Source organism: Cupriavidus phytohabitans, from assembly GCF_000426345.1.
Lineage (GTDB): Bacteria > Pseudomonadota > Gammaproteobacteria > Burkholderiales > Burkholderiaceae > Cupriavidus.
Window position 1 is genome coordinate 1 of record NZ_AUFE01000023.1, and the last position, 25,350, is coordinate 25,350.

Annotated in this window: 23 protein-coding genes and 1 tRNA gene; 13 read left to right on the forward strand and 11 right to left on the reverse strand. The window is 67.3% G+C overall.

The annotated features are described in order from the left end of the window. A partial coding sequence (locus tag K309_RS36745) for an NAD-dependent epimerase/dehydratase family protein (protein ID WP_035877796.1) occupies positions 1–465 on the forward strand: 465 nt, incomplete at its 5' end. Between the two features lie 43 nt (positions 466–508). Here the strand turns inward: K309_RS36745 and K309_RS0117675 are convergent. The 11 genes from K309_RS0117675 to K309_RS0117730 all read right to left on the reverse strand — a co-directional run bounded on the left by K309_RS0117675 (position 509) and on the right by K309_RS0117730 (position 12,975). Further along, positions 509–1,633: an alpha/beta fold hydrolase gene (locus tag K309_RS0117675; RefSeq protein ID WP_232232412.1), complete on the reverse strand. Its 1,125-nt coding sequence runs from the start codon at positions 1,631–1,633 to the stop codon at positions 509–511. A gap of 232 nt (positions 1,634–1,865) precedes the next feature. After that, a complete protein-coding gene (locus tag K309_RS0117680; protein WP_029047665.1) occupies positions 1,866–2,273 on the reverse strand; it encodes a hypothetical protein in 408 nt (135 codons plus the stop codon). Between the two features lie 232 nt (positions 2,274–2,505). Continuing rightward, complete coding sequence (locus K309_RS36750) at positions 2,506–2,988, reverse strand: hypothetical protein (RefSeq protein WP_232232413.1); 483 nt, start codon at positions 2,986–2,988, stop codon at positions 2,506–2,508. A 280-nt stretch (positions 2,989–3,268) separates the two neighbouring features. Beyond that, positions 3,269–5,170 (reverse strand): potassium transporter Kup, encoded by a 1,902-nt coding sequence (locus K309_RS0117695; RefSeq protein ID WP_029047666.1) that lies wholly within the window; start codon positions 5,168–5,170, stop codon positions 3,269–3,271. 317 nt (positions 5,171–5,487) lie between these two features. Beyond that, the gene (locus K309_RS0117700) at positions 5,488–6,189 is read right to left on the reverse strand and encodes an ABC transporter ATP-binding protein (protein ID WP_035877812.1); all 702 of its coding nucleotides are present in this window, start codon (positions 6,187–6,189) and stop codon (positions 5,488–5,490) included. Between the two features lie 68 nt (positions 6,190–6,257). Continuing rightward, a complete protein-coding gene (locus tag K309_RS0117705) occupies positions 6,258–7,019 on the reverse strand; it encodes an ABC transporter ATP-binding protein (protein WP_029047668.1) in 762 nt (253 codons plus the stop codon). Continuing rightward, on the reverse strand, positions 7,016–8,113 hold the full coding sequence (locus K309_RS0117710; protein WP_029047669.1) for a branched-chain amino acid ABC transporter permease: 1,098 nt from the start codon (positions 8,111–8,113) through the stop codon (positions 7,016–7,018). The genes K309_RS0117705 and K309_RS0117710 overlap by 4 nt, the downstream gene beginning before the upstream one ends. Before the next feature lies 1 nt (position 8,114). Further along, positions 8,115–8,981 (reverse strand): branched-chain amino acid ABC transporter permease, encoded by an 867-nt coding sequence (locus tag K309_RS0117715; RefSeq protein ID WP_029047670.1) that lies wholly within the window; start codon positions 8,979–8,981, stop codon positions 8,115–8,117. A 196-nt stretch (positions 8,982–9,177) separates the two neighbouring features. Next, complete coding sequence (locus K309_RS0117720) at positions 9,178–10,380, reverse strand: ABC transporter substrate-binding protein (protein WP_029047671.1); 1,203 nt, start codon at positions 10,378–10,380, stop codon at positions 9,178–9,180. Positions 10,381–10,500: 120 nt separating this feature from the next. Beyond that, the gene (locus tag K309_RS0117725) at positions 10,501–11,337 is read right to left on the reverse strand and encodes an alpha/beta fold hydrolase (protein WP_035877798.1); all 837 of its coding nucleotides are present in this window, start codon (positions 11,335–11,337) and stop codon (positions 10,501–10,503) included. Between the two features lie 15 nt (positions 11,338–11,352). Further along, a complete protein-coding gene (locus K309_RS0117730; RefSeq protein WP_029047673.1) occupies positions 11,353–12,975 on the reverse strand; it encodes a benzoate-CoA ligase family protein in 1,623 nt (540 codons plus the stop codon). A gap of 309 nt (positions 12,976–13,284) precedes the next feature. On the opposite strand from K309_RS0117730, the gene K309_RS0117735 reads away from it, so the two are divergent. The 12 genes from K309_RS0117735 (at position 13,285) to K309_RS0117790 (ending at position 25,208) form a co-directional block, all read left to right on the forward strand. After that, positions 13,285–14,247 (forward strand): helix-turn-helix transcriptional regulator, encoded by a 963-nt coding sequence (locus tag K309_RS0117735; protein WP_029047674.1) that lies wholly within the window; start codon positions 13,285–13,287, stop codon positions 14,245–14,247. A gap of 126 nt (positions 14,248–14,373) precedes the next feature. Next, the gene (gene boxC, locus K309_RS0117740; protein ID WP_029047675.1) at positions 14,374–16,074 is read left to right on the forward strand and encodes a 2,3-epoxybenzoyl-CoA dihydrolase; all 1,701 of its coding nucleotides are present in this window, start codon (positions 14,374–14,376) and stop codon (positions 16,072–16,074) included. Between the two features lie 38 nt (positions 16,075–16,112). Further along, positions 16,113–17,537, forward strand: a complete 1,425-nt coding sequence (boxB, locus tag K309_RS0117745; protein WP_029047676.1) for a benzoyl-CoA 2,3-epoxidase subunit BoxB — start codon at positions 16,113–16,115, stop codon at positions 17,535–17,537. 24 nt (positions 17,538–17,561) lie between these two features. Next, complete coding sequence (boxA, locus tag K309_RS0117750; RefSeq protein ID WP_029047677.1) at positions 17,562–18,794, forward strand: benzoyl-CoA 2,3-epoxidase subunit BoxA; 1,233 nt, start codon at positions 17,562–17,564, stop codon at positions 18,792–18,794. 123 nt (positions 18,795–18,917) lie between these two features. Next, positions 18,918–19,307 carry an MbcA/ParS/Xre antitoxin family protein gene (locus tag K309_RS0117755; RefSeq protein ID WP_029047678.1) on the forward strand — a complete coding sequence of 130 codons (390 nt, stop codon included), beginning with the start codon at positions 18,918–18,920 and terminating at the stop codon, positions 19,305–19,307. Then, positions 19,267–20,019 (forward strand): RES family NAD+ phosphorylase, encoded by a 753-nt coding sequence (locus K309_RS0117760; protein WP_029047679.1) that lies wholly within the window; start codon positions 19,267–19,269, stop codon positions 20,017–20,019. Before K309_RS0117755 ends, K309_RS0117760 begins: the two co-directional genes overlap by 41 nt. A 122-nt stretch (positions 20,020–20,141) precedes the next feature. Further along, positions 20,142–20,218, forward strand: a tRNA-Met gene (locus tag K309_RS0117765). A gap of 230 nt (positions 20,219–20,448) precedes the next feature. Beyond that, positions 20,449–21,033 carry an NUDIX hydrolase gene (locus tag K309_RS0117770; RefSeq protein WP_029047680.1) on the forward strand — a complete coding sequence of 195 codons (585 nt, stop codon included), beginning with the start codon at positions 20,449–20,451 and terminating at the stop codon, positions 21,031–21,033. A gap of 43 nt (positions 21,034–21,076) precedes the next feature. Beyond that, positions 21,077–21,829 carry a leucyl/phenylalanyl-tRNA--protein transferase gene (aat, locus tag K309_RS0117775; protein WP_029047681.1) on the forward strand — a complete coding sequence of 251 codons (753 nt, stop codon included), beginning with the start codon at positions 21,077–21,079 and terminating at the stop codon, positions 21,827–21,829. A 79-nt stretch (positions 21,830–21,908) separates the two neighbouring features. Further along, positions 21,909–22,706 carry an arginyltransferase gene (locus K309_RS0117780; RefSeq protein WP_029047682.1) on the forward strand — a complete coding sequence of 266 codons (798 nt, stop codon included), beginning with the start codon at positions 21,909–21,911 and terminating at the stop codon, positions 22,704–22,706. An 81-nt stretch (positions 22,707–22,787) separates the two neighbouring features. Continuing rightward, on the forward strand, positions 22,788–23,822 hold the full coding sequence (locus tag K309_RS0117785; protein WP_029047683.1) for a quinone-dependent dihydroorotate dehydrogenase: 1,035 nt from the start codon (positions 22,788–22,790) through the stop codon (positions 23,820–23,822). Between the two features lie 408 nt (positions 23,823–24,230). Next, positions 24,231–25,208, forward strand: coding sequence for an ABC transporter substrate-binding protein (locus K309_RS0117790; protein WP_029047684.1), 978 nt, complete (start codon positions 24,231–24,233; stop codon positions 25,206–25,208). Positions 25,209–25,350: the final 142 nt, after the last annotated feature.

Sequence of the window (25,350 nt, forward strand, 5' to 3'; positions counted from 1 at the left end):
CGCGTGGTGACGCAGTTCCTCGGCCATATCGTGCGCGGCGAGCCGATCAAGCTGGTCGATGGCGGCGCGCAGAAGCGCGCCTTCGCCGATATCTCGGACGGCATCAGCGCGCTGATGCGCATCATCGAGAACCCCGGCGGCATCGCCAGCGGCAAGATCTTCAATATCGGCAATCCGGCCAATATCCACTCGGTGCGCGAGCTGGCCGAGATGATGCTCAAGATGGCCGCGGACTACCCCGAGTACGCCGAGGAGGCGCGCAAGACGCAGATCGTCGAGACCTCGTCGGGCGACTTCTACGGCAAGGGCTACCAGGACGTGCAGCATCGCGTGCCGAAGATCGGCAATACCATCGAAGAGCTGGGCTGGAAGCCCGAGGTCACGATGGAGCAGTCGCTGCGCCGCATCTTCGAGGCGTATCGCGGTCACGTATCCGACGCGCGCACGCTGGTGAACCAGTCTTAGGCTCGGGCAAGCGGCAACGGCCCCAAGCGCGACGAACGAGCCACTAAGCGTCCGCGCGGTCGAACCCCGCCTTGCGCGCCAGCACGATGGCCTGCGCACGGTTCTCCACTTCCAGCTTGGCGAAGATGCTGGTGATGTGGTTGCGTACGGTCTTCTCGCACAGGTCCAGGCGCGCGGCGATCTGGGCGTTGTCGCGGCCCTGGGCGATCAGTTCGACGATATCGCGCTCGCGCCGCGTCAGCGCGGTAAAGGCGGGATCGCGCACCGGCGCCGCGGCCGGCAGGAAGGCACGCACCTCGTCGAGCCAGCGGCGCCAGGCGGGCTCGGTTTCGAGCAGCAGGTGGTTGCCGCTTTCCAGCGGCACGAAGCGCGCGCCGGGAATTTCGCTGGCGATCAGGCGGCCCTCGTCGAACGGCACGCGCGCGTCGCGCACTGCATGCAGTACCAGCGTCGGACACGTGACCCTGGGCAGCAGTGCGACCACGTCGATGTCGTTGAACACGCGCATGAAGCGCGCGGCATTCAGCGGCGACGTGGAGACGCGCTCCAGCTCGTTGAACCACGCATGCTGCTCGGCCGTGCCGCCCGGGATGAACTGGGTCGTGAAGAACTGGCGAAAGGCGGGATTCTCCTGGCCCCAGCCGAGTTCAGCGAGCTTGTTCATCAGCTCGGCTTCCTCGCGCAGGCTTGGGCTCAGGTTGTCGCGCTTGAGCCGCCCGCGCGCATAGCCGCCGTGCAGGATCAGGTGGCTGACGCGGCCGGGGTGCGCCACGGCGTAGGCGACCGCAATGGATGCGCCCTGCGAGATACCCAGCAGCGGGAAATGTTCCACGCCGTTGGCATCGACGATGGTTTCCAGGTCGCGCAACCATGCGTCGAACGACAGGTCTTCGATATCGCGGTCGGACAGCCCGCAGCCGCGTTCGTCATAGCGGATCAGCGTGTGGTGCGCCGACAGCGCCGTGATCATGTGGCTCCACACCGGGCTGCCCACATCGAACTCGAGGTGGCTCATCCAGTTGGCCGCCTTGACCAGCGGCGCGCCGCTGCCCGTGACGGCGTACGCAAGACGAACGCCATCCCGGCTGGTGCACAGGCGTATCTGCTGCTTGAACATCGGCATGTCGGGCCGCGCGGTGCTGGGACGGCCTGCCGGCAGCGCGGCCATCGGGCCTTGCTGCCAGGCGGGCGCGCCGCGTGACTTCACTAGTGTAGGAAAGGATCGGTGCGACCTTGCAGGGGATTGCGCCAGCGCTCACGGCGTTTGCGCGAATGCGGCGGCCCGGCATGAAACCGGGCCGGTGGTCAGGGATGAGCGTGTGCCAGCGCTGGGCACTCGCGTGTCATGACGCGCATGCGGGCGCACATGCGCTGGCATGGTGTGTCACTGAGGCACCCGATTATGCATGGCTAAGGCATTCGCCACTGTCGCGCGAGCCGCTGCGCGCGCCGTCGCTGTAGCCGTCGCGCGAACTGATGCGGGCCCCTTCGGTAAACGGGTCGAACGCTCCCATGCGGGCGCCGTCGGTATATGGATCGGGCCTGCGCATGCCGTCCCGGTACGGATCAAAGCCACGAACCGCGCACACGGACATGCCCTGGCGTGCCACCACGGGCAGCATCGAGGCCTCGGTCGCGGGCCGGTGCGCTCCGGCGGTGAGGGCGTCGCGCTGTCCATGGCGGGCATGCGCGGCGGTCCACGTGGTTTCGCCACCCACCGCGGCGTGGGCCGCCGGGCTTACACCTGCAGCCAGTGCGGCGGCGATCGTGGTGACGGTGAGCAGGGTCTTGGCAAACTTCTGATGCATTGCTATCTCCAACCGGGGATGCCGGCAGCAAGGCTGCTGCGGTCCCTCATGCAGGCGATCACCAACGGAAAGCACGGGCCGCACGGGATCGCCCTTGCCGTGCGGGCCGATTGCCTGGCGCCGGCCGGTTGCCTCGCATCGCTGCAGCGGCGCGGCGCCTGACTCCTGGATCAGGAAGATGGCGGGTGTGGGGGAGCGGGCGCGCCCGGCGCCCCGCTTCGGTCGCTCAACGTCAGTGCAGCCATCCGAACATCGCGATCAGCGGCGCCAGCGGCAGCGGCGGCAGCGGCGGCAGCGGCAGCGGCGGCAGCGGCCGCATCAGCCGCGCCGGACTGCGCCAGCGTGCCGCCAGGCACGCCGACACGCGGTCGGCGGCCAGCTGCACCGCGGTGCGCCAGAGCGCCGCATCCGGTGCCTGGCGACCGCGCAGGGAGCGCGCCAGCGACAGCGCGCGTCCCAGCTCGCGCGCCGGCGCGCCGTGATCGTGGTCCAGCTCGCGCAACGAGGCGAGCCACGACTCCCAGTTCGCGTGTGAATGACAGAAGACGTAGAGCAGCAGCAGAGCCGGCAACAGCAACACCGCGCCGGTGGGCGCGATGCGCTGGCGCAGCATGCGTCGCAGCCATGGCGGCAGCGCACGTCGCGGCAGGCGTGCACGACGGGCTTCGTCGGCATGCCGGCTGGACGGGCGAGACCACTGCTGCAACGAACGCATGGCACGGCTCCTCGAGGAGGTGGACGCCACGAAGGGGTCCTGTGACAGGTTGAGGGTTGCATTGTCCGGCGCGAGGGACGGGCCGCGCATGAGGCCGTGGTCCCGGGCGGGTTGCTTCGACGCCCGGGATTCCGGGACAAGCGCCCCGGGAAGGCGCCGGCGGGTGGCGCATGGCAGATCCGCCCCTTGTCCGCGCTGGCAGCGTGAAACAAAAAGCCCCGGGACACGCCTTGCAGCGCCATCCCGGGGCTTGCAGCGGCGGGCAACGGGCCCGCCGGCTTCAGATCTCGACCTTGGTGCCCAGCTCCACCACGCGGTTGGCGGGGATCTGGAAGAAATCCGACGGCTTGGCGCCGTTTTGATGCATCCAGGCGAACAAGCTCTCGCGCCACATCGGCATGCCCGGCAGCTTGGACGGGATCACCGATTCGCGCGCGATGAAGAACGAGGTCTCCATCAGCTCGAAATGCATGCCGAGCTTGCGGTCGGCCAGGTCCAGCACCTTCTGCACGTCCGGAGTCTCCTTGAAGCCGTATTCCGACTTCAGGATAAAGACGCCGCCGCCCAGGTCCTTGCAGCTGAGGCGATGATCGTCGTCGACATACGGCACGTCGCGCGTGATGAAATGCAGGAACACCACGCGTTCATGCAGCACGCGGTTGTGCTTGAGGTTGTGCAGCAGAGACACCGGCACCGACTCGGTATTGCCGGTCAGGAACACCGCGGTGCCCTCGACGCGGTGGGGCGGGTGCGCCAGCAGGCCGGCGATGAACGGCTCCAGCGGGATGCCGTCTTCCAGGCTGCGCGCGCGCAGCAGCTTGCGGCCGCTGTACCAGGTCATCAGCATGAAGAAGGCCATGCTGCCCAGCAGCAGCGGGAACCAGCCGCCTTCGGCAACCTTGAGCAGGTTGGCGGCGAAGAACGACAGGTCGACCAGCAGGAAGGCCGAGCCGACCAAGGCCACCAGCGCCGTGTTCCACTTCCACACGTTGCGCATGCACACCGCCGCCAGGATGCTGGTAATGACCATGGTCGTGGTCACGGCGATGCCGTAGGCCGCCGCCAGGTTCTCTGACTTCCTGAACGAGATCACCACGCCGAACACCAGCACCAGCAGCAGCCAGTTGACCACCGGCAGGTAGATCTGGCCGATCTCCGCGGCAGAGGTGTAGCGCACGCGCATGCGCGGCACGAAGCCCAGCTGGATCGCCTGGCTGGTCAGCGAGAACGCACCGGAGATAACCGCCTGCGAAGCGATCACCGTGGCGCAGGTGGCCAGCAGCACCATCGGGATCAGCAGCGGCTCCGGCACCATCAGGTAGAACGGGTTCTCAACGCCGGCCGGGTTCTGCAGCAACATCGCGCCCTGGCCGAAGTAGTTCAGCATCAGGCACGGCATCACCAGGATGAACCAGCCCATGCGGATCGGGCGCGCGCCAAAATGACCCATGTCGACGTACAGCGCCTCGGCCCCGGTCAGCACCAGGAACACCGAGCCCAGCACGATGAAGGCCTGCAGCGCATGCTCGACCAGGAAGGTGATGCCGTACAGGGGATTGACCGCCTTGAGAATTTCCGGCGCCTGGACCAAGTTGAACACGCCCAGCGCGCCCAGCGTCAGGAACCATGCCGTCATGATCGGCCCGAACAGCTTGCCCACCGCGTGGGTGCCATGCCGCTGGATCAGGAACAGGCCGGCCAGAATGGCCAGCGTGATCGGTATCACGAACTGCGACAGCTGCGGCGCGGCGATCTCCAGCCCTTCCACCGCCGACAGCACCGAGATCGCCGGCGTGATGACGGCATCGCCATAGAACATGCAGGCGCCGAAGATGCCGAGCATCATCAGGACCTTGGCCTTGCCCGAGCGCGGCGCCACGGAACGCAGCACCAGCGCCATCAGCGCCAGCACCCCGCCCTCGCCGTCGTTGTCGGCGCGCATGATGAACACCACGTACTTGATCGAGACCACAATGATCATGGCCCAGAACAGCATCGAGATGACGCCGAGTACGGCGTCGGTGCTGAAGGCGATGCCATGTTCCTTGCTGAAGCACTCCTTGAGCGCGTACAGCGGGCTGGTGCCGATGTCGCCGAAGACGACGCCGACCGCGCCGAGCACCAGAGCGCGCGTGCTGGGACTCTCGACGAAATAATGGCTGGTTGTGGACTGGGTAGTCATGAGATTGGGTCTGCCCGGCCGGCTCACCGGCGGTTTGGTTGGCTCTGGCAGTCGCCACCCGACGCATGGGCACGGACTGCTGCGACCGATTTACGGCGCTTTTAGCGTTCTATTGCATCGCACAAACCCGCGCAATTCTAGATGAACTGCCCGCCAACGACCACTCCGGATGATTCGGGTGCCGTTTTCGGGACTCGGCAAGCATGGTGGGGAAGTGGCCGGTGGTCAAGGGGCGGATAGGCAAAACAGCAGTGCTTACGCCCGCAAGCTCCGTGGCGGCAAGGCAACATTTGTGCGCCAAAACGCACTCACGAGGATCAGACGCCGAGGTAGCGGTCCAGCGCCTCAGGCTTGCCGGCCAGGTCGGCCGCCGGACCGGCCAGCACCACCCGGCCCTTTTCCAGCACCACCGCGCGGTCCGCGTGCGCCAGCACAAAGCGGAAGTTCCGGTCGACCACCACCGAAGCGATCCCGGTGGCTCGCACAGTGGCGATGACCTCCCAGATCTCGCGCACGATGCGCGGCGCCAGCCCTTCTGTGGCTTCATCCAGCACGAGGCAGTCCGGATTGGTCATCAGCGCGCGGCCGATCGACAGCATCTGCTGCTCGCCGCCGGACAGCTGCTGGCCGCCGTGCGACAGGCGCTCCTTCAGGCGCGGGAACAGGTCGAGCACGCGCGCCTCGTCCCAGTCGTTGCGGCCGTTGCAGCCCTTGCGGGCGGCCATCAGCAGGTTTTCGCGCACCGACAGGCTGGGGAAGATGCCCCGCCCTTCCGGCACATAGGCAACGCCCAGGCGCGCCACCTCGTACGGCTGCGCACGCGACATATCGCGGCCGGCCACGCGGATCCGCCCCTGGCGCTGGCGCACGTGACCCAGCAGCGTGCGCAACAGCGTGCTCTTGCCCATGCCGTTGCGGCCCAGCAGGCCCACGGTCTCGCCCACGCCGACGGTGAAATCGATACCGCGCAGCACATGGCTGGAACCGTACCAGGCGTTGATGCCGGTGGCTTCGATCATCGGCGTGCTGATTGGCGTGCTGATTGGCGTGCTGATTGGCGTGCTGATTGGCGTGGTGACGGGCGTACTCATGCGGCCTCGCTTTCTTCCTCGCCGAGGTAGGCGAGCTGGACTTCGCGGTTGGCCCGGATCGCCTCGGGCGTGCCGGTGGCGATCACCGTGCCGTTGACCATCACGGTGATGCGGTCGGCGACCGAGAACACCGCGTCCATGTCATGTTCGACCAGCAGGATCGCATGGCCCTCGCGCAGGCCGCGCAGCAGCCCCAACATGCGCGCCGACTCTTCCGCGCCCATGCCGGCGAGCGGCTCGTCAAGCAGCAGCGCCACCGGCTGCGTCGCCAGGCACATCGCCACCTCGAGCTGGCGCTTCTGGCCATGCGCCAGGTCGCTGGCAAGCCGGTCCGCCAGCGGCGCCAGTCCGGCGCGCTCCATGGCCTCGTCGGCCAGCGTGGCGCTGGTGCGGCAGCCCTGCGCGCTTTCCCACAGGCGCCAGGCACGCTGCGCACGCGACTGCGCCGCCAGCCGGCAGTTCTCGCGCACGGTCAGCGGCAGGAAGATATTGTTGCGCTGGTAGCTGCGCCCCACGCCGTGCCGCGCCAGCCGCGGCTGCGACCAGCCGGTGACGTCCTCGCCCTTCAGGAACAGGCGCCCGGACGTGGGCGGCAGCTCGCACGACAGCATGTTGATCAGCGTGGACTTGCCGGCGCCGTTGGTGCCGATCACGGCATGGATCTCGTGCAGCGCCAGCGACAGGTCAACGCCGGCCACGGCGGTGAGGCCGCCAAAACGGCGCGTGAGCTGCTGCGCCTGCAGTACCGGCGTATTCATGCGGCCTCCGTATTGCGCGCGTTGCCATCACCGGCCTTGCCGGTCTCACTGGCTTCGGTCCCGTGCCCGCCGTTGTTGCGCCCCGTCTTACCGCGGCGCCCGTGCCGCAGCACCGCGGGCAGGCTCACCAGCCCGCGCGGCAGCAGTGCCACGGCAACAATGATGAAGCCGCCCATCACCAGCTGCCAGTGCTTGGTCAGCGTGCTGAACCATTCGGCGAGCAGCACGAACGAAAACGCACCCAGCACCGCCCCGGCCAGGCTGCCGACACCGCCCAGGATCACCATCAGCATGGCATTGCCCGACTGGTGCCACGATGCGATCTCCGGATTGACGAAGCCGAACTGGATGGCATAGAGGAAGCCCGCCAGCCCCGCCAGCACCCCGCCGGCGACAAAGGCGCCAAGCTGGTAGCGATAGGTGGCATAGCCGGCGGCACGCATGCGCTGCTCGTTATGGCGGATGCCCACCAGCGCGTGCCCGAAGCGCGAGCGCAGCACCAGCGCCAGCAGCGCGACCGTGGCCAGCAGGCCCGCCCACACCAGCCAGTAGAAGTGCATGGGATCGGTGACGGTCAGCAACTGCTCACCCGGCACCGGGAATTCCGGACGGAAATAGATATAGGTGCCGTCGCTGCCGCCCGCGAGCTTGGTGTCATGGAAGACGAAGTACACCATCTGCGCGAAGGCCAGCGTGACCATGATGAAATACACGCCGCGCGTGCGCAGCACCAGCGCGCCCACCACCAGCGCCAGCCCTGCCGAGGCGGCCAGGGCGCCGGCCAGCAGCAGCCAGCCGTTGCCCGGCCCGGATTGCGGCGCGAGCATCGCGGTGGCGTAGGCAGCCATGGCAAAGTACGCGGCATGCCCCAGGCTCACCAGCCCGGTATAGCCGATCAGCAGCTGCAGCGACAACGCGAAGATCGCCATGATCATCACCTTGCTTAGCAGCTCGACATAGAACTTGTGGCTGTCCGCGGTCAACAGCAGCGGCAGCACGGCCAGCACGGAGAAGGCCACCAGCCAGCCCAGTGCGGCAAGCAGCGCGGCATTGCCGCGGGAATGCCGGCGCGCCGGCAATGTTGTCGGATTCATGTCATCCCGCCTTGAACAGCCCCTGCGGCTTCCACAGCAGGATCACCGCCATCAGCAGGTAGATCAGCACGCCGGCCGCCTCCTGCCAGAACACCTTGCCAAAGGTATCGACGAAACCCAGCAGCAGCGACGCCACCAGCGCGCCCTTGACCGAGCCGATACCGCCGATCACCACCACCACGAAGCACACGATCAGCACCTGCCCGCCCATGCCCGGATACACCGACGACACCGGCGCCGAGATCATCCCCGCCAGCACCGCCAGCGCCACGCCAAGGGCGAACACGAAGCGGTACAGCACGGTGATGTTGATGCCGAGCGACTGCACCATCTCGCGGTTGGCCGCGCCGGCGCGGATCATCATGCCCAGCCGCGTGCGCCGGATCACGTAGTACATGGCCCCGGCCACCGCCAGGCACACCGCCGAGATAAAGAGCCGGTACACGGGGTAGGTCATGTCATTGCCGATCGGCAGCGCGCCGTCCAGCAGCGCCGGCACCTGCACGCCGTGCACATCGTCGCCGACCAGGATGCTGCGCAGCTCTTCGAACACCAGGATGAGGCCGTACGTCATCAGCACCTGCTGCAGATGGTCGCGCTCGTAAAGGTAACTGAAGAAGGCCCACTCGAGCACGTAGCCGAACACCACGGCCAGCACAATGCCGAGCGGGATGGCGGTAAACAGGTTTCCGGTCAGCCCGGCGAGCGTGAAGGCAAGGTACGCGCCCAGCATGTAGAAGCTGCCGTGCGCCAGGTTGATCACGCCCATGATGCCGAAGATCAGCGTCAGGCCGCTGGCGACCAGGAACAGCAGCAGGCCGTACTGCACGCTGTTCAGGCACTGGATGAAGAAGGAGACGATGTCCATGCGGGCAATACATCAAGGAACGGAAACGCCACGCATGCTGGTGGCAAGCTCCCCTCCCCCGCGCGCGGGAGAGGGGTTGGGGGAGAGGGCCGGCGTTTGCGCGTGGCGACCTGCCGTTACTTCGTGGAGGCTCCCCTCACCCCCGGCCCCTCTCCCGCGAGCGGGAGAGGGGGAGCAAACCAAGCGATATGGAAAGTTACAGCCTGCACCCGCGCGCCGGATCAGCCAGCGCCTTCACCGCCACCGAGCTGACCTTGTTCTCGCGCCCGTCCACCTTGCGCAGGTAGAAGTCCTGCACCGGGTTGTGCGCCTTCGACAGCGTAAAGGCACCGCGCGGGCTGTCGATCCTGGCCGCGCCCATGGCCTTGTACAGGTCGGCCTTGCGCGTCATGTCGCCCTTGACCGCATTGGCACCGGCCGCGAGCAGCTGCGCCGCGTCATAGCCCTGCACCGCATAGACATCGGGCTGCAGCTTGAAGGCCTTGGCATAGTCCAGCCGGAAGTTCTTGTCGCGCGCATTGGTCAGGCCGTCGGCATAGTGCAGCGTGGTCTCCAGCCCCTGCGCGGCATTGCCCTGCGCTTCCAGCGTGCCGTCGGTCAGGAAGCCCGAGCCGTACAGCGGGATCTTGTCCTTCAGCCCTGCCGCGGCCCAGTCCTTGACGAACTTGACCGCGCCGCCGCCGGCAAAGAACACGAACACGGCATCCGGCTTGAGCGAAGCCACCTCGGTGATCAGCGCCTGGAACTCGACGTTGGGGAACGGCAGGCTCAGTTCCTTCACCACCTTGCCGCCCTTGGCCTCGAAAGCCTCCTTGAAGCCCTTGACCGACTGCTCGCCGGCCGCGTACTTCCACGTCAGCGTCACCACCTTCTTGAGCCCGCGCTCGGCCAGCACCTGGCCCATTGCATAGCCCGGCTGCCAGTTCGAGAACGAGGTGCGGAAGATGTTCGGGCCGCACAGCGGACCCGTGGCTTCGTCGACGCCGGCGTTGGGGATGATCAGCAGCGTGTTGTTTTCCTTGGCGACCTTGACGATGCCCATCTGCACGCCCGAATGCACCGTGCCGACCACCACGTCGACCTGGTCGCGCTTGACCAGCTTGGTGGCGTTTTCCGGAGCCTTGGCAGGGTCGGATTCATCGTCGACCTTGAAGTACTCGATCTCGCGCCCGCCGAGCTTGCCGCCCTGCTGCTGCACATACATGCGGAAGCCGTTCTCGATGGCGGTGCCGAGCGCCGCATAGGTGCCGGTGTACGGCAGCATGAAGCCGACCTTGATCTTGCCGCCCGCCGCGGCCGGCGCCGGCTGTGCGGTCTGGGCGAAGGCGCCGGCCATGGCAAACACGGTGGCGACGGCAAGGCAGGCAGGCGCGAGCCTGCGCGGGGGGATGCGACGCATGTTGTCTCCTGGTGGTCAAGCCGACGGCTCGCTGGACCGTTGCCGGTCCCCCTGCCGCTGCCGTGGCCTGCGACGGCGCATTGTGCGCCGCGGACCCTGCGGAGCGGGCGGGAAGCCCAATTATTTTAGGTATGAAGTATGTGTGTTTATATGCCGAACCGCGGCCTGCGTCAACGCCTCAAACTGGTCCCGGTGTGGCGAGTGCCCGCATCGCGCGAGTTTAAGCAAGGTGGTTTGTGGGGCATATCGATGGATACCCTCGATCTGCGCCATGGTGCCGTACTCGTCGTCTTCGCCCTGCACCGCCAGCACAGGTCCCTTCAGCCCGGACAGCAGCGGGCGCAGGTCCCACTGGCGGAATTCCGGGTCGAGCCAGATATCGTTCCAGCCCCAGAATGCGGAGTCGACATCGTCATGATGGCGCCCCAGCCGCTCGCGCAGGTCGGTGTCGAGGTAGACCTGACGCGTGGCGGCGATGCTGCGCACCGACAGGTCTTCCACCACGATATGCGGTGCCAGCACGGTGATGCCGTCCACGGCCTGCGGAAAGCTCGCGGCATAAATCAGCGCGATGGAACCTCCATCGCTATGCCCCATCAGCCAGGGAACGCCATGCTTGCGGCCGGGGCCGATTTCGAGCGCGTCGAACAATGCCGGCAAGGCCTCGCGCGCCTGGCGGTGCATGAAATCGGGGCGCCACTTCTCGGCATGCGGGCGCGGCGTGGAGCGGCCGTAGCCGTAACGTGAGAACACCAGGCCGCGATAGTCGCCGGCCTCGCAGAAATTGCGCGGGAAATCGCGCCACATGCTGACCGAGCCCAGGCCTTCGTGCAAAAAGACCACCAGCGGACGCTGCGTACGCGCGGGGCGCAGCCACTGGTATTCGATCTGGATACGACGTTCATCGAAGGGGATTTCCACCAGGCCGGCCGGCATCGGCATCTCGTTGTCTTGCATCGCTCTTGCATCGCTTCAGGAAGGCGTTGTCGGGGACTGGCGCGCGGCTTCTTCGCGCTGGCGCAGCCGGAACCGCTGGATCTTGCCGGTGGCGGTCTTGGGCAGTTCCGTCACGCATTCGATCTGGCGCGGGTACTTGTACGGCGCCAGCCGCGACTTGATGAATGCCTGCAGCTCCGCGGCCATGCCGCCATGCCATTGCTGGCCCGGCCGCAGCACGACGAAGGCCTTGGGCTTGACCAGCTCGTCGGCATCGGCCACGCCGATCACCGCGGCTTCCAGCACGGACGGATGCAGCGCCAGCGCGGCCTCGACCTCGAACGGCGAGACGTAGATGCCGCCGACCTTGAGCATGTCGTCGCTGCGCCCGGCATAGGTGTAGTAGCCGTCGGCATCGCGCAGGTACTTGTCGCCGCTGCGCGTCCATTCGCCGACGAAGGTGTCGCGGGTCTTGTCGCGATTGCACCAGTACATCAGCGCCGCGCTCGGGCCCTTGATGTAGAGGTCGCCGATCTCGCCGGGCGCACATGGTTCGCCGCGCTCGTCCAGCAACTTCAGCTGGTAGCCCGGCACGGCCTGGCCCGTAGTGCCGTAGCGTACCTCGCCGGGCCGGTTCGACAGGAAGATATGCAGCATCTCGGTGGAGCCAATGCCATCCAGGATGTCGCAGCCGAAATGCGCCAGGAAACGCTCGCCGATATCGCGCGGCAATGCCTCGCCGGCGGAGGTGCACACGCGCAGCGCCACTTCGTCGCGCGCCGGCAAGTCGGGCGCGGCGAGCATGCCCGCGAACAGCGTGGGCACACCGTAGAAAACGGTGGGCCGCTGCTCGCGCAGGCGCCGGAACACTGCCGTCGGCGTGGGCCGTTCGGCCATCAGCACGGTGGTCGCACCAACCGACATCGGGAAGGTCAGCGCATTGCCCAGCCCGTAGGCAAAGAACAGCTTGGCGGCCGAGAACACGACGTCGTCCTCGCGGATACCAAGCACCTGGCGGGCATAGAGGTCGGCGGTATGGAACAGGTTGCCGTGGGTATGCACCGTGCCCTTGGGACGGCCGGTCGAGCCCGACGAATAGAGCCAGAACGCCATGTCATCGGGGCCGGTGCGCGCGACCGGCGCTGGCGAACGGGTGCGAGCCAGCATCGCGCCCACGCTGCATGCCGGCGCCGCATCGCCGTGCGGAGCGGCCTGGATCACCGTCGGTGACAGACCGCTCTTGTCGATCGCGGCCTGCATCACCGGTAACAACGGCGTCGATACCACCACCGCGCGGGCGCCGCTGTGCTCGAGCATGTAGGCATAGTCGTCCGCGGTCAGCAGCGTATTGACCGCTACCGGCACCACTCCCGCCAGCAGGCAGCCAAGGAACACCGTGGGGAAGTCGACGGTATCGAGCGCGCACAGCAGCAGGCGCTCTTCCTGCCGAAACCCCGCGTCGCGCAGCGCGCCGGCAAAGCGGCGGGCGCGGGCATCGAGTGCGGCATAGGTCAGCGAAGTGGCGTCGTCGACATAGGCGACCTTGTCGCCCCGTCCTGCAGCGAGGTTGCGCGCAAGCAGGTCTTCGGCGGCGTTGTAGCGCGGCGGCAGCACCGCGACGGTGCCGGCGGCGGTCGCGGCAGTATTGGGGGGCGTCATGTCTCCACTCCTTGGTGTCGCAAGCCGCGCGCCACCGGGACCGGTAGCTGCGCGCCAGGCGCCAGGCCAGTCGCAGTTATCGCGATGTCCGGATCACGTTACGTGCCGGCACCGCGCTTTGCGATGCATTTTATTTCATATCAACTATTATGCAAGCAAGGGGATGCACTATAAGACAGCGCCTTGCGGGGAGTCGCTGAGCGGGGAGCCCGACGCGCCACAAGACACCGCAAGCCTGCTCGTATAATGCGCCCTTGTTTTTTTGCCGGGCGGCCCAGGTGCCGCTTGGCCAACATGACCTTCGACACCATGCGCCGCGACCCAGCCCCGCTGCCCGCCATCGATTCCGACGCCCGCCCCGCACGCGACGCGTCCGCGCCGGCCGCCAACAGCGAGCGCGACCCCTACCTGACGCAACTGGGCGACCGCATCCGCTCGCTGCGCGCCTCGCGCGGCATGTCGCGCAAAGACCTGGCGCGCGGCGCCGGCGTGTCCGAGCGCTACCTTGCCAACCTCGAAACCGGCACCGGCAATGCCTCGGTGCTGCTGCTGCGCCAGGTGGCCGGCGCGCTCGACGTGCCGCTGCCGGTGGTGCTGGCCGAGGTGGACGGCCCGAACGGCTTGAACGGCCAGCAGGCGACGGAGTTCGCGCAGATGGTGCAATGGCTCGCGCAGCTGCCGGCCGCGGACCTGGCGCGGGTGCGCGAAGCCTGCCGCCATGCGCTGGCGCCTGAGGAATCCGGTGACGCGCGCCACCGCCGCATCGCGCTGATCGGCCTGCGCGGCGCCGGCAAGTCCACGCTGGGCCGCGCGCTGGCGGCCGCGCGCGATGTACCCTTTGTCGAACTGAACACCGTGATCGAGCAGGAAGCCGGCGCCAGCCTGTCCGAAATCCATTCGCTGTACGGCCAGGCCGCCTACCGCCGCTACGAGATGCGGGCGCTGGAACGCACGCTGCGCGAGAACGAGCGCATGGTGCTGGCCACTCCCGGCAGCCTGGTATCGGAGCCGGCAACTTTCAACCTGCTGCTGGCACAGTGCTACACCATCTGGGTGCGCACCTCGCCGGAAGAGCACATGGCGCGCGTGGTGGCCCAGGGCGACATGCGCCCGATGGAAGGCAACCGCGAAGCCATGGCCGACCTGCGCCGCATCCTGCAAGCACGCACGCCGCTGTACGCCCGCGCCGATATCTCGATCGACACCAGCGGCCTGGATGCCGCGACCTCGCTGCAACAGCTGCGCGCGCAACTGCAGGCCGCCGGCGCCTGACCGGCTTCATCCCCTCCCACCCCGCCGCATTCCGCGCGCGGGGCAATCAGGCATTGCGCCGCGCCTTCCTCTGCACTATATTTCATCAAAAGCCGCAAGGCACTATAGTGCATCAAGGAGACAGCCATGTCCGCGCCGGCACCCGCCCCACGTCAGCCTGCCGCCCAGGCAGCAGCCCCCGCCCCCGTCACGTTCGAGCGCCATCCCGACCAGTACCGCCACTGGAAGCTCAGCTTCAACGGCCCCGTCGCCACGCTGGCGATGGACGTCGACGAGGAAGCCGGCCTGCGCCCCGGCTACGCGCTCAAGCTGAATTCCTATGACCTCGGCGTCGATATCGAACTGCATGACGCGCTGCAGCGCATCCGCTTCGAGCATCCCGAAGTGCGCACCGTGGTGCTGACCAGCGCGCGCGAGCGGATTTTCTGCTCCGGCGCCAACATCTTCATGCTGGGCCAGTCGTCGCACGCCTGGAAGGTCAACTTCTGCAAGTTCACCAACGAGACCCGCAACGCCATCGAGGATGCCAGCGAGCACTCGGGACTGAAATTCATCGCCGCCTGCAATGGCACCACCGCCGGGGGCGGCTACGAGCTGGCGCTGGCCTGCGACGAGATCGTGCTGGTCGACGACCGTTCTTCCGCGGTCAGCCTGCCCGAAGTGCCGCTGCTGGGCGTACTGCCCGGCACCGGCGGCCTGACCCGGGTGACCGACAAGCGCAAGGTCCGGCGCGACCATGCCGATATCTTCTGCACCACCACCGAGGGCGTGCGCGGCCAGCGCGCCAGGGACTGGAAACTGGTCGATGAAGTGGTCAAGCCGGCGCGCTTTGCCGAATACGTCGCCGAGCGCGCTGCGGCACTCGCCGCCACCAGCGACCGTCCGCAGGGCCACCACGGCATCACGCTGACCCCGCTGTCGCGCACCGTCGAGCCCGACGGCTACCGCTACGAGACCGTGCGCGTGCACATCGATTCCGCGGCCCGCAAGGCCACGCTCACCGTATTCGGCCCCGACAAGCACCAGCCCGCCGATCTCGCCGGCGTGGTCGCGGCCGGGGCGCAATGGTGGCCGCTGAAGATGGCGCGCGAGCTCGACGATGCCATCCTGACGCTGCGCACCAACCACCTCGACATCGGCATCTGGGTGCTGAAGACTGACGGGGACCCGGCGCAGGTACTGTCAGCCGATGCGCTGCTGGAAGCCAATGCCGGCCACTGGTTCGTGCGCGAGACCATCGGCATGCTGCGCCGCACGCTGGCGCGGCTGGATGTGTCGTCGCGCAGCCTGATCGCGCTGATCGAGCAGGATTCGTGCTTCGCCGGCACGCTGCTGGAACTGGTGCTGGCGGCCGACCGCAGCTACATGCTGCACCTGCCCGACGCGCCCGACGACGCGCCGCGCATCTTCGTGTCCGCGGTCAATTTCGGCCGCTACCCGATGCCGAACGGGCAAACCCGGCTGGCCGCGCGCTTCTATGGCGACGAGACCGCGCTGGCCGCGGTGCGCGAACACATCGGCGCGCCGCTCGACGCGCTCAGCGCCGACTCGCTCGGCCTGATCACCGCCGCGCCCGACGACATCGACTGGGAGGACGAGATCCGCATCGCGCTGGAAGAGCGCGCCAGCCTGTCGCCCGACGCACTCACCGGCATGGAAGCCAATCTGCGCTTCGGCGGCGCCGAGAACATGGCAACGCGCATTTTCGGCCGCCTGACCGCATGGCAGAACTGGATCTTCCAGCGGCCCAACGCCGTCGGCGAGAACGGCGCGCTGAAGGTATTCGGCACCGGCAACAAGGCGCGCTTCGACTGGGACCGGGTGTAACGCCCGCCTTGCGCCAGCGAGCACAACGAGGAGACACCGTGAGCATCGACTACAGCCAGAAGATCCCCAACAACGTCAACCTGTCCGACGACCGCGCGCTGCAACGCGCGCTCGAACACTGGCAGCCCGCCTTCCTCGACTGGTGGCGCGACATGGGACCGGATGGCTCGCACAATTTCGACGTGTACCTGCGCACCGCGGTGTCGGTCGACCCGTCGGGCTGGGCGCACTTCGAGCACGTCAAGATGCCCGACTACCGCTGGGGCATCTTCCTGCAGCCGGCCGACCCGGAGCGCAAGATCCATTTCGGCGAGCACAAGGGCGAAGCCGCGTGGCAGGACGTGCCCGGCGAGCATCGCGCCAACTTGCGCCGCATCATCGTCACGCAGGGCGACACCGAGCCGGCATCGGTCGAGCAGCAGCGCCACCTGGGCCTGACAGCGCCCAGCCTGTACGACCTGCGCAACCTGTTCCAGGTCAACGTCGAAGAAGGCCGCCACCTGTGGGCCATGGTCTATCTGCTGCACCGCTACTTCGGCCGCGACGGCCGCGAAGAAGCCGAGGCGCTGCTGGAGCGCCGCTCCGGCGACCAGGACAATCCGCGCATCCTCGGCGCTTTCAACGAGCGCACGCCGGACTGGCTGTCGTTCTTCATGTTCACCTACTTCACCGACCGCGACGGCAAGTTCCAGCTGTGCGCGCTGGCCGAGTCGGGCTTCGATCCGCTCGCGCGCACCACGCGCTTCATGCTGACCGAGGAAGCGCACCACATGTTCGTCGGCGAATCGGGCGTGTCGCGCGTGATCCAGCGCACCTGCGAGGTCATGCGCGAACGCGGCATCGAAGATCCGGAACAGGTGCGCGCTGCCGGCGTAATCGACCTGGAGACGATCCAGCGCTACCTGAACTTCCACTACAGCGTGACCATCGACCTCTTTGGCGCGGACCAGTCGTCCAACGCGGCCACCTTCTACAGCGCCGGCCTGAAGGGCCGTTTCGAGGAAGGCAAGCGCGCCGACGACCACGTGCTCAAGGGCGACGTCTACCGCGTGCTGGAAGTGCGCGACGGCCATCTCGGCGAGCGCGAGGTGCCGATGCTCAATGCGCTCAATGAAGTGCTGCGCGACGACTACATCAAGGACAGCATGGGCGGCGTGGCGCGCTGGAACAAGGTGATCGAGAAAGCCGGCATTCCCTTCCGCCTGACCGTTCCGCACAAGGCCTTCAACCGCAAGATCGGCACGCTTGCCAACGTGCACGTGTCGCCGCAAGGCGAGCTGATCTCCGAGGCCGAGTGGAAAGCCAGCGAGCGCAAGTGGCTCGCCACGGACGAGGACCGCGCCTTTGTCGCCAGCCTGATGGGCCGAGTGGTCGAGCCCGGCAAGTACGCCAACTGGATTGCGCCGCCGGCGGTGGGCATCAACCGCCAGCCGATGGATTTCGAGTACGTGCGTTTCAACTGAGCAAGGAGATACCGGAGATAAGCGATGGGCGCCCCCGACATCATCAAGCAGCACCTGATCGACCCGGAAATCTGCATCCGCTGCAATACCTGCGAAGACACCTGCCCGATCGACGCCATCACCCACGACGACCGCAACTACGTGGTCAAGGCCGACGTCTGCAACGGCTGCAACGCCTGCCTGTCGCCGTGCCCGACCGGCGCCATCGACAACTGGCGCACCATGCTGCGCGGCGACGCCTATACCATCGAGGCACAGCTGTTGTGGGACGAACTGCCGGCCGAGGTGCCGCTGCCTGAGCTGGATACCGCGATCGAAGGTGCCGCGGCCGCGGCGCCGGCCGCGCCTGAAGTCACGATCCAATCGGTGGAAACCAGCCGCCACACCTCGCCGCGCGCGCCCTGGTCGGCGGCACACCCGTATGTGAACCTGCACGGCGTGCGCGCCCCGGTCACGGCGACGGTGGCCGGCAACTATCGGCTCACCGCCGAGGACGCGTCCAGCGATATCCACCATATCGTGCTGGACTTCGGCACCCACTTCTTCCCGATCCTGGAAGGCCAGTCGATCGGCATCGTGCCGCCGGGCACCGACGCCGCCGGCAAGCCGCACTACATCCGCATGTACTCGGTGGCCAGCCCGCGCGACGGCGAGCGCCCCGGCTACAACAACCTCGCGCTGACGGTAAAGCGGGTCGACCAGGACCATGCCGGCCGGCCGGTGCGCGGCGTGGCGTCCAGCTACCTGTGCGATCTGGCCAAGGGCGATACCGTGCAGGTGGTGGGCCCGTTCGGCGCCACCTTCCTGATGCCGAACCACGCCGAAGCCAGCGTGATGATGATCTGCACCGGCACCGGCTCTGCCCCCATGCGCGCCATGACCGAGCGCATGCGCCGCAACCTGGCGCACTTCCGCGGGCGCCGGATGCTGTTTTTCGGCGCTCGCAATGCCAATGAGTTGCCCTACTTCGGCCCGCTGCTCAAACTGCCCAGGGATTTCCTCGACATCCATTTCGCCTTTTCGCGCGACCCCGATGCGCCGCGCCGCTATGTGCAGGACGCGATCCGCGAGGCCGCCGATGCCGCGGCCGCCCTGCTCACGGACCCGAACGGCCATGTCTACATCTGCGGCCTCAAAGGGATGGAGGAAGGCGTGCTGGCCGCCTTCGACGCGGTCTGCGCCGGTGCCGGCCGCAACTGGGCCGAACTGGAAGCCACCATGAAAGCCGAGGGCCGGCTGCATATCGAGACCTATTAGCCTGCACGCCTGTCTAACCGATGCCGGCCCGCCAGAATCCGGCGGGCCGGCGCTTTTTGCGCCAAACGCTTCCCTTCTGAAATCGTTCGCCTATAATATTTCTCAAGAAACAGGAGCAAGGCGATGCAATCCAGGCGGATCCCGGAAACAGACCCCGCCGGCGGCCCCGACCCCGGCACCACGCTGACCAAGGCGGTCATGCGCGCCGCCAGCTTCCTCGGCATCAGCCAGGCGGTGGTAGCGAGTGTGCTCGGCATCAGCACGGCTTCTGTATCGCGCATGGCATCCGGCGGCTATGTGCTCGATGCCCACCGCAAGGAGTGGGAATTCGGCGTTCTGTTCGTGCGCCTGTTCCGCTCGCTGGATGCAATCCTCGGCCATGGCGACCAGGCGCGGCTGTGGCTCACCCATGAAAACCTGGCACTCGGCGGCAAGCCCATCGAAATGATCCGCACAACGGAAGGTCTGGTCCGTGTCGTTCACTACCTGGACGCCACCCGCGGTCGCATCTGAGCGCCGGCAGTTCGCGCTCACGCTGTGGCGGGCGGTGGAAGCCCAGCACGTTGTCTCCACCATGCCGCTGGTCGACAGCCTCGAAGAACAGGCTGTGCTGGAAGCCGTGCTAGATGCCGGCAAACCCGCCGTGCCGATCGAGGCACGCCACCTGCACTACCTGCTGTTCACCCCTTTTCGCTATCCGCCATCCCCCTGGGGCTCGCGCTTCCGCGCCGCCCAGGACCCGGGCGTGTTCTACGGCGCCGCGGAGATCCGCACCGCCTGCGCGGAACTGGGCTACTGGCGCTGGCGCTTCCTCAACGACAGCCCGGCATTGCCACGCATCGACGCGCGCGCGCAGACGCTGTTCGAAGTGCGCATCGCCACCGACGGCGTGGCGCTCGACGCCCCGCCCTTCGACCGTGACCGCGACACCTGGACCGACCCCGACCAACATGAGCCCTGCCAGGCCTTCGGCCGCATCGCGCGCGAAGCCGGCCTTGGCATGATCCGCTACGCTTCGGTCCGCGACCCGCTCCGCGGCCTGTGCGGCGCGGTGCTGACGCCGCGCGCTTTCGCCCACCCGCAGCCACTGGCGACCACCACCTGGATGCTGACCGTGCGCCGCGACCGCGTGATCTGGCAGCGCGACGACCTGCAGCAGCGCGACAGCTTCGAGTTCGCCGCTACGCTGTGGCAGCGCACAAGCGATAGTCCCGGCGCGGGCTGAACCTGTTCGCGCACGCGGCGATCTAATCGTTGTGGCATGAGGGTTGTCGCCGTGCCTGATGATATTTCGAATCAGGTGTTGCAATGCGCAACCAAGTGCCCTATAATCTTCTCTTCGACGGACGCGGGGTGGAGCAGTCTGGCAGCTCGTCGGGCTCATAACCCGAAGGTCGCAGGTTCAAATCCTGCCCCCGCAACCAACCGCTTGATGATGCGGTTGGACACTGCAAGTCATCCGATCCGTCCGACAGACAAACCCGCCGCTGGCGGGTTTTTTGTTTTGGCCGCGCCGCTTCGCACAGGCTCCGCACAAACGCCGAGGGCATCATCCGTGCCGCATGCAACCGACCGCATCGCACTACCCTGCTGGCCCGCCCCGGCGCCCTTCGCGAGGGTGATACACTTTCGCCATTCCTCCCGGACGCCCCTCATGAAATTCTGCTCGAACTGTGGCCATGCGGTCGTGTTGCGTGTGCCTGATGGCGACAACCGGCCGCGCAGTGTCTGCGACAGCTGCGGCACCATCCACTATGTCAACCCGCGCAATGTCGTGGGAACGATTCCGGTCTGGGAAGACAAGATCCTGATCTGCAAGCGCGCGATCGAGCCGCGCTATGGCTTCTGGACCCTGCCGGCCGGCTTCATGGAAATCGGCGAGACCACCGCACAAGCCGCCTCGCGCGAGACGCTGGAAGAAGCTGGCGCGCGCGTGCAGGTTGGCGAGCTGTTCTCGATCCTGAATGTGCCGCATGTGCACCAGGTGCACCTGTTCTACCTGGCCACGCTGGACGACCTCGACATCGCGCCGGGCGAGGAAAGCCTGGAGGTCAAGCTGGTGGAAGAAGCCGACGTGCCGTGGGACGAACTCGCGTTCCCGACCGTGATCCACACGCTGCGCTGCTTCTTTGCCGACCGCGCCGCCGGCCGGCTGCAGGACGGCAGCTTCCGGCTGCATAGCCTGGATATCGACAAGCCCATGCGCCCGCTGACCAGCCGGGCCACGGTCACGCCCTGAGCGCCCGGCCGGCGCGCGCAGCACAACTCCCGGCACAGCCCGCATGATCGCCTGGCTGGATCCGCACGACCCGTTTCCGCCGGTGGAGCAGGCGCTCGGCGCCGATTCGGATGCGCCGGGGCTGCTGGCGGCGAGCCGCGACCTGTCGCCTCAGCGGCTGCTGCTGGCGTACCGGCAAGGCATCTTTCCCTGGTATTCGAGCGGCCAGCCGGTGCTGTGGTGGAGCACCGACCCGCGCATGGTGCTGGCGCCGCATGCCTTGCGTGTGTCGGTGACACTGCGCAAGACGCTGCGCCGTGTGCTGCGCGATGCCGACTGGGAAATTCGCGTCGATGACGATTTCCTGGCCGTGATGCGCGCCTGCGCCATCACGCCGCGCGATGGCCAGGACGGCACCTGGATCACCGACGACATCATTGCCGCCTATGGCACGCTGCATCGCAACGGCATGGCGCATTCGGTGGAGAGCTGGTATCGCGGCGAGCGTGTCGGCGGTTTGTATGGCGTAGCGCTGGGCCGGATGTTCTTCGGCGAGTCGATGTTCGCGCACCGCACCGACGCCTCCAAGATCGCGCTGGCGGCGCTGTGCGCCTTCCTCGGCAACCACGGCGTGGCGATGATAGACTGCCAGCAGGAGACCGATCACCTGGCCTCGCTGGGCGCCAGCCCGATCCCCCGCGCGCAATTCGTGGCACATGTGCGCGCGGCGGCGGTGCAGCCCGCGATCAGCCCGTGGCGGTTCGATAAGTCGGTGCTGGAGCGCTGGGCCGGGACACCAGCCGCGCCAGCCGGTTGAATCCAGGGAAGGACGCCGCCACCGCTCACCGCCCGTCCGCCCCCTCGCCCGCATCGTCCCGCCCGGAGCCCCCAGAGTCATGAGCAAGCTGAAGGAACTACCGCTCTCTGCGCTGCAGTTCTACGCCACGGCGCCCTACGCTTGCAGCTATCTGGAAGGCCGCATGGCGCGCTCGCAGGTCGCCACGCCCGCGCACCTGATCAACGCCGACGTCTATTCGCGGCTGGTGCGCGCCGGTTTCCGGCGCAGCGGCATCTTCACCTACCGGCCGTATTGCGACGACTGCCACGCGTGCACGCCATGCCGCGTGCTGGTCGACCAGTTCACGCCCGACCGATCGCAGCGCCGCGCGTGGCGGCGGCACGAGCACCTGCAGGCGCTGGTGGCGCCGCTGACCTACGTCGAAGAGCACTATTCGCTGTACCTGCTGTACCAGTCGATGCGCCACGCCGGCGGCGGCATGGACCAGGACAGCCGCGACCAGTATGAGCAGTTCTTGCTGCAGAGCCGCGTCAATTCGCGCCTCGTGGAGTTCCGCGACCCGCCGGGATCGCCCGAGGCCGGCCGGCTACGCATGGTCAGCATGATCGACGTGCTGGACGACGGTCTCTCGTCGGTCTACACCTTCTATGACCCGCTCGAGCGTAATGCCAGCTATGGCACCTTCAACATCCTGTGGCAGATCCAGCAGACCCATGCGCTCGGCCTGCCGCACCTGTACCTGGGCTACTGGATCGCAGACAGCCGCAAGATGGCGTACAAGGCACGCTTCCAGCCGCTACAGGTACTGACCGGCAACCACTGGCACGCCTTCGAGGAAAAGGACGCCGCGCCCGCGGCCCCCGACACCCCCGAGACGCCTTCCGCGCAGGGGTAGCCCGCCACCGGGCAAGCGGCCCAGCCGCTACAATGCCGGGCTGGAATTCACTCTGTGACGGCCCCGCCGGCCGGCTGCCCCGTGCTCAACGCGCTCTACCCCCTGTTTCGCCCCGCCCTGTTCTCGATGGATGCCGAGGACGCCCACCATTTCACGCTGAACAACCTGCTGCGCGCCCACCGCATGGGCCTGGCCGGCTGCCTCGGCAACAAGATTGCGGATGATCCGCGCACCGTGATGGGCGTGCGCTTTCCCAACCCGGTCGGGCTGGCAGCCGGGCTGGACAAGGACGGTGCGTATATCGACGGGCTGGCCGCGTTCGGCTTCGGCTTTATCGAGGTGGGCACGGTCACGCCGCGCGCGCAGCCGGGCAACCCGCGCCCGCGCATGTTCCGGCTGCCGCAGGCGGATGCGCTGATCAACCGCATGGGCTTCAACAACGGCGGCGTCGATGCCTTTGTCGCCAACGTCAAGGCGTCGCGCTGGAAGGCCGAGGGCGGCGTGCTGGGGCTGAACATCGGCAAGAACGCCGACACCCCGATCGAGCGCGCCAACGACGACTACCTGTACTGCCTGGAGCGCGTCTATCCGCACGCAAGCTACGTGACGGTCAATATCTCGTCGCCCAACACCAAGAACCTGCGCCAGTTGCAGGGCGCGAGCGAACTGGACAGCCTGCTGTCTACGCTGAAGGACGCGCAGCGGCGCCTGGCCGACCAGCACAAGCGCTATGTGCCGCTGGCGCTGAAGATCGCACCGGATCTCGACGCCGACCAGATCGGCAATATCGGCGACGCGCTGGTGCGCCACAAGATCGACGGCGTGATCGCCACCAACACCACCATCTCGCGCGAGGCAGTCAAGGGCCTGCCGCATGCCGAGGAAGCCGGCGGCCTGTCGGGGCGCCCGGTGTTCGAGGCCTCCACGCGCGTGGTGCGCGCGCTGCACGCCGTGGTCGGCGACGCGGTGCCGATCATCGGCGTGGGCGGCATCTTCAGCGGCGCGGATGCGCGCGCCAAGATCGACGCCGGCGCGAAGCTGGTGCAGGTCTACAGCGGGCTGATCTACCGCGGCCCGGCGCTGGTGCGCGACTGCGCCGCGGCGCTGCGCCGCTGACGCTTATCCGCCCCCCGGGGGCGGCCACGCGATCCAACTCGAGGAAAACCTCGAAGCCGGGATGCGCAATTGCATGAAGATCGGATCGCCGCAATCGGGGTAATCCACAGGCAAATCACGAATCCCGCGCAATAATATGCGCCCCGATGGCCGATTGCAGGCTTCCGACAGCATCGGATGCTCTCAATCGGCATGATGACTACGCATTTCGTGCGCGAGAAGTGGTATCCTCGCAGGCTTATCGCTGTCGCATCCGACGCGTCCGCGCACGCTCCCTCCCGCCGCAGGAAGCCCTTGCGCCCGCCGCGGACCGGCACCGCCCGCCCATGCGCGGGTGCGCCAGGACAGCGGACCGAACCATCCGCGGCCGCATCCAATCCAGAACCGAGCTTTCGGGGGAGAACAAGCATGAAGTCCATCAAGGGTCTCGCAGCAACCAAGTCGATCCTGGGCGGCGCCGTGGCGCTGGCCTTGCTGTACGGCGGCGCCGTGCAGGCCCAGACCGTCAAGGTGCTGTCGATCGTCGACCACCCTGCACTGGATGCAATCCGCGACGGCGTGCGCGCCGAGCTGAAGGCCGCCGGTTATGACGCCGACAAGAGCCTGAAGTGGGAATACCAGAGCGCCCAGGGCAACACCGGCACGGCGGCGCAGATCGCCCGCAAGTTCGTCGGCGACAACCCGAACGCCATCGTTGCCATCGCCACTCCGTCGGCCCAGGCCGTGGTCGCCGCGACCAAGACGGTGCCGGTGGTGTATTCGGGCGTGACCGATCCGGTCGCCGCGCAGCTGGTCAAGAGCTGGTCGCCGTCGGGCACCAACGTGACCGGCGTGTCGGACAAGCTGCCCCTGGACAAGCAGGTCGCCCTGATCAAGCGTGTGGTGCCCAAGGCCAAGAACGTGGGCATGGTCTACAACCCGGGCGAGGCCAACTCGGTCGTGGTGGTCAAGGAACTGAAGGAGCTGCTGGCCAAGGAAGGCCTGACGCTGAAGGAAGCCGCCGCGCCGCGCACCGTGGACATCGGCCCGGCCGCCAAGAGCCTGATCGGCAAGGTCGACGTGATCTACACCAACACCGACAACAACGTGGTGTCGGCGTATGAGTCGCTGGTCAAGGTCGCCAACGAATCGAAGATCCCGCTGGTGGCGGCCGACACCGACAGCGTCAAGCGTGGTGCCGTGGCCGCGCTGGGCATCAACTACGGCGACCTGGGGCACCAGACCGGCAAGGTCGTGGTGCGCATCCTGAAGGGCGAGAAGCCCGGTGCGATCGCTTCGCAGACCAGCGACAACCTGGAGCTGTTCGTGAACACGGGCGCCGCCGCCAAGCAAGGCGCCACGCTGTCGCCGGAGCTGATCAAGGAAGCCAAGACGGTCATCAAGTAATCACGGCAAGCCCGTCCCTGCCGTCGTTGGACGGAGGGCGCCCCGCCGGTCCTATCCGGACCGGCAGGGCATGACAGGGCGAGGCGGCAGGCAGCCCCACACGGGCAGCGCTGCCCGCCCCAAAAGCCGGCGCCAGGGTAGC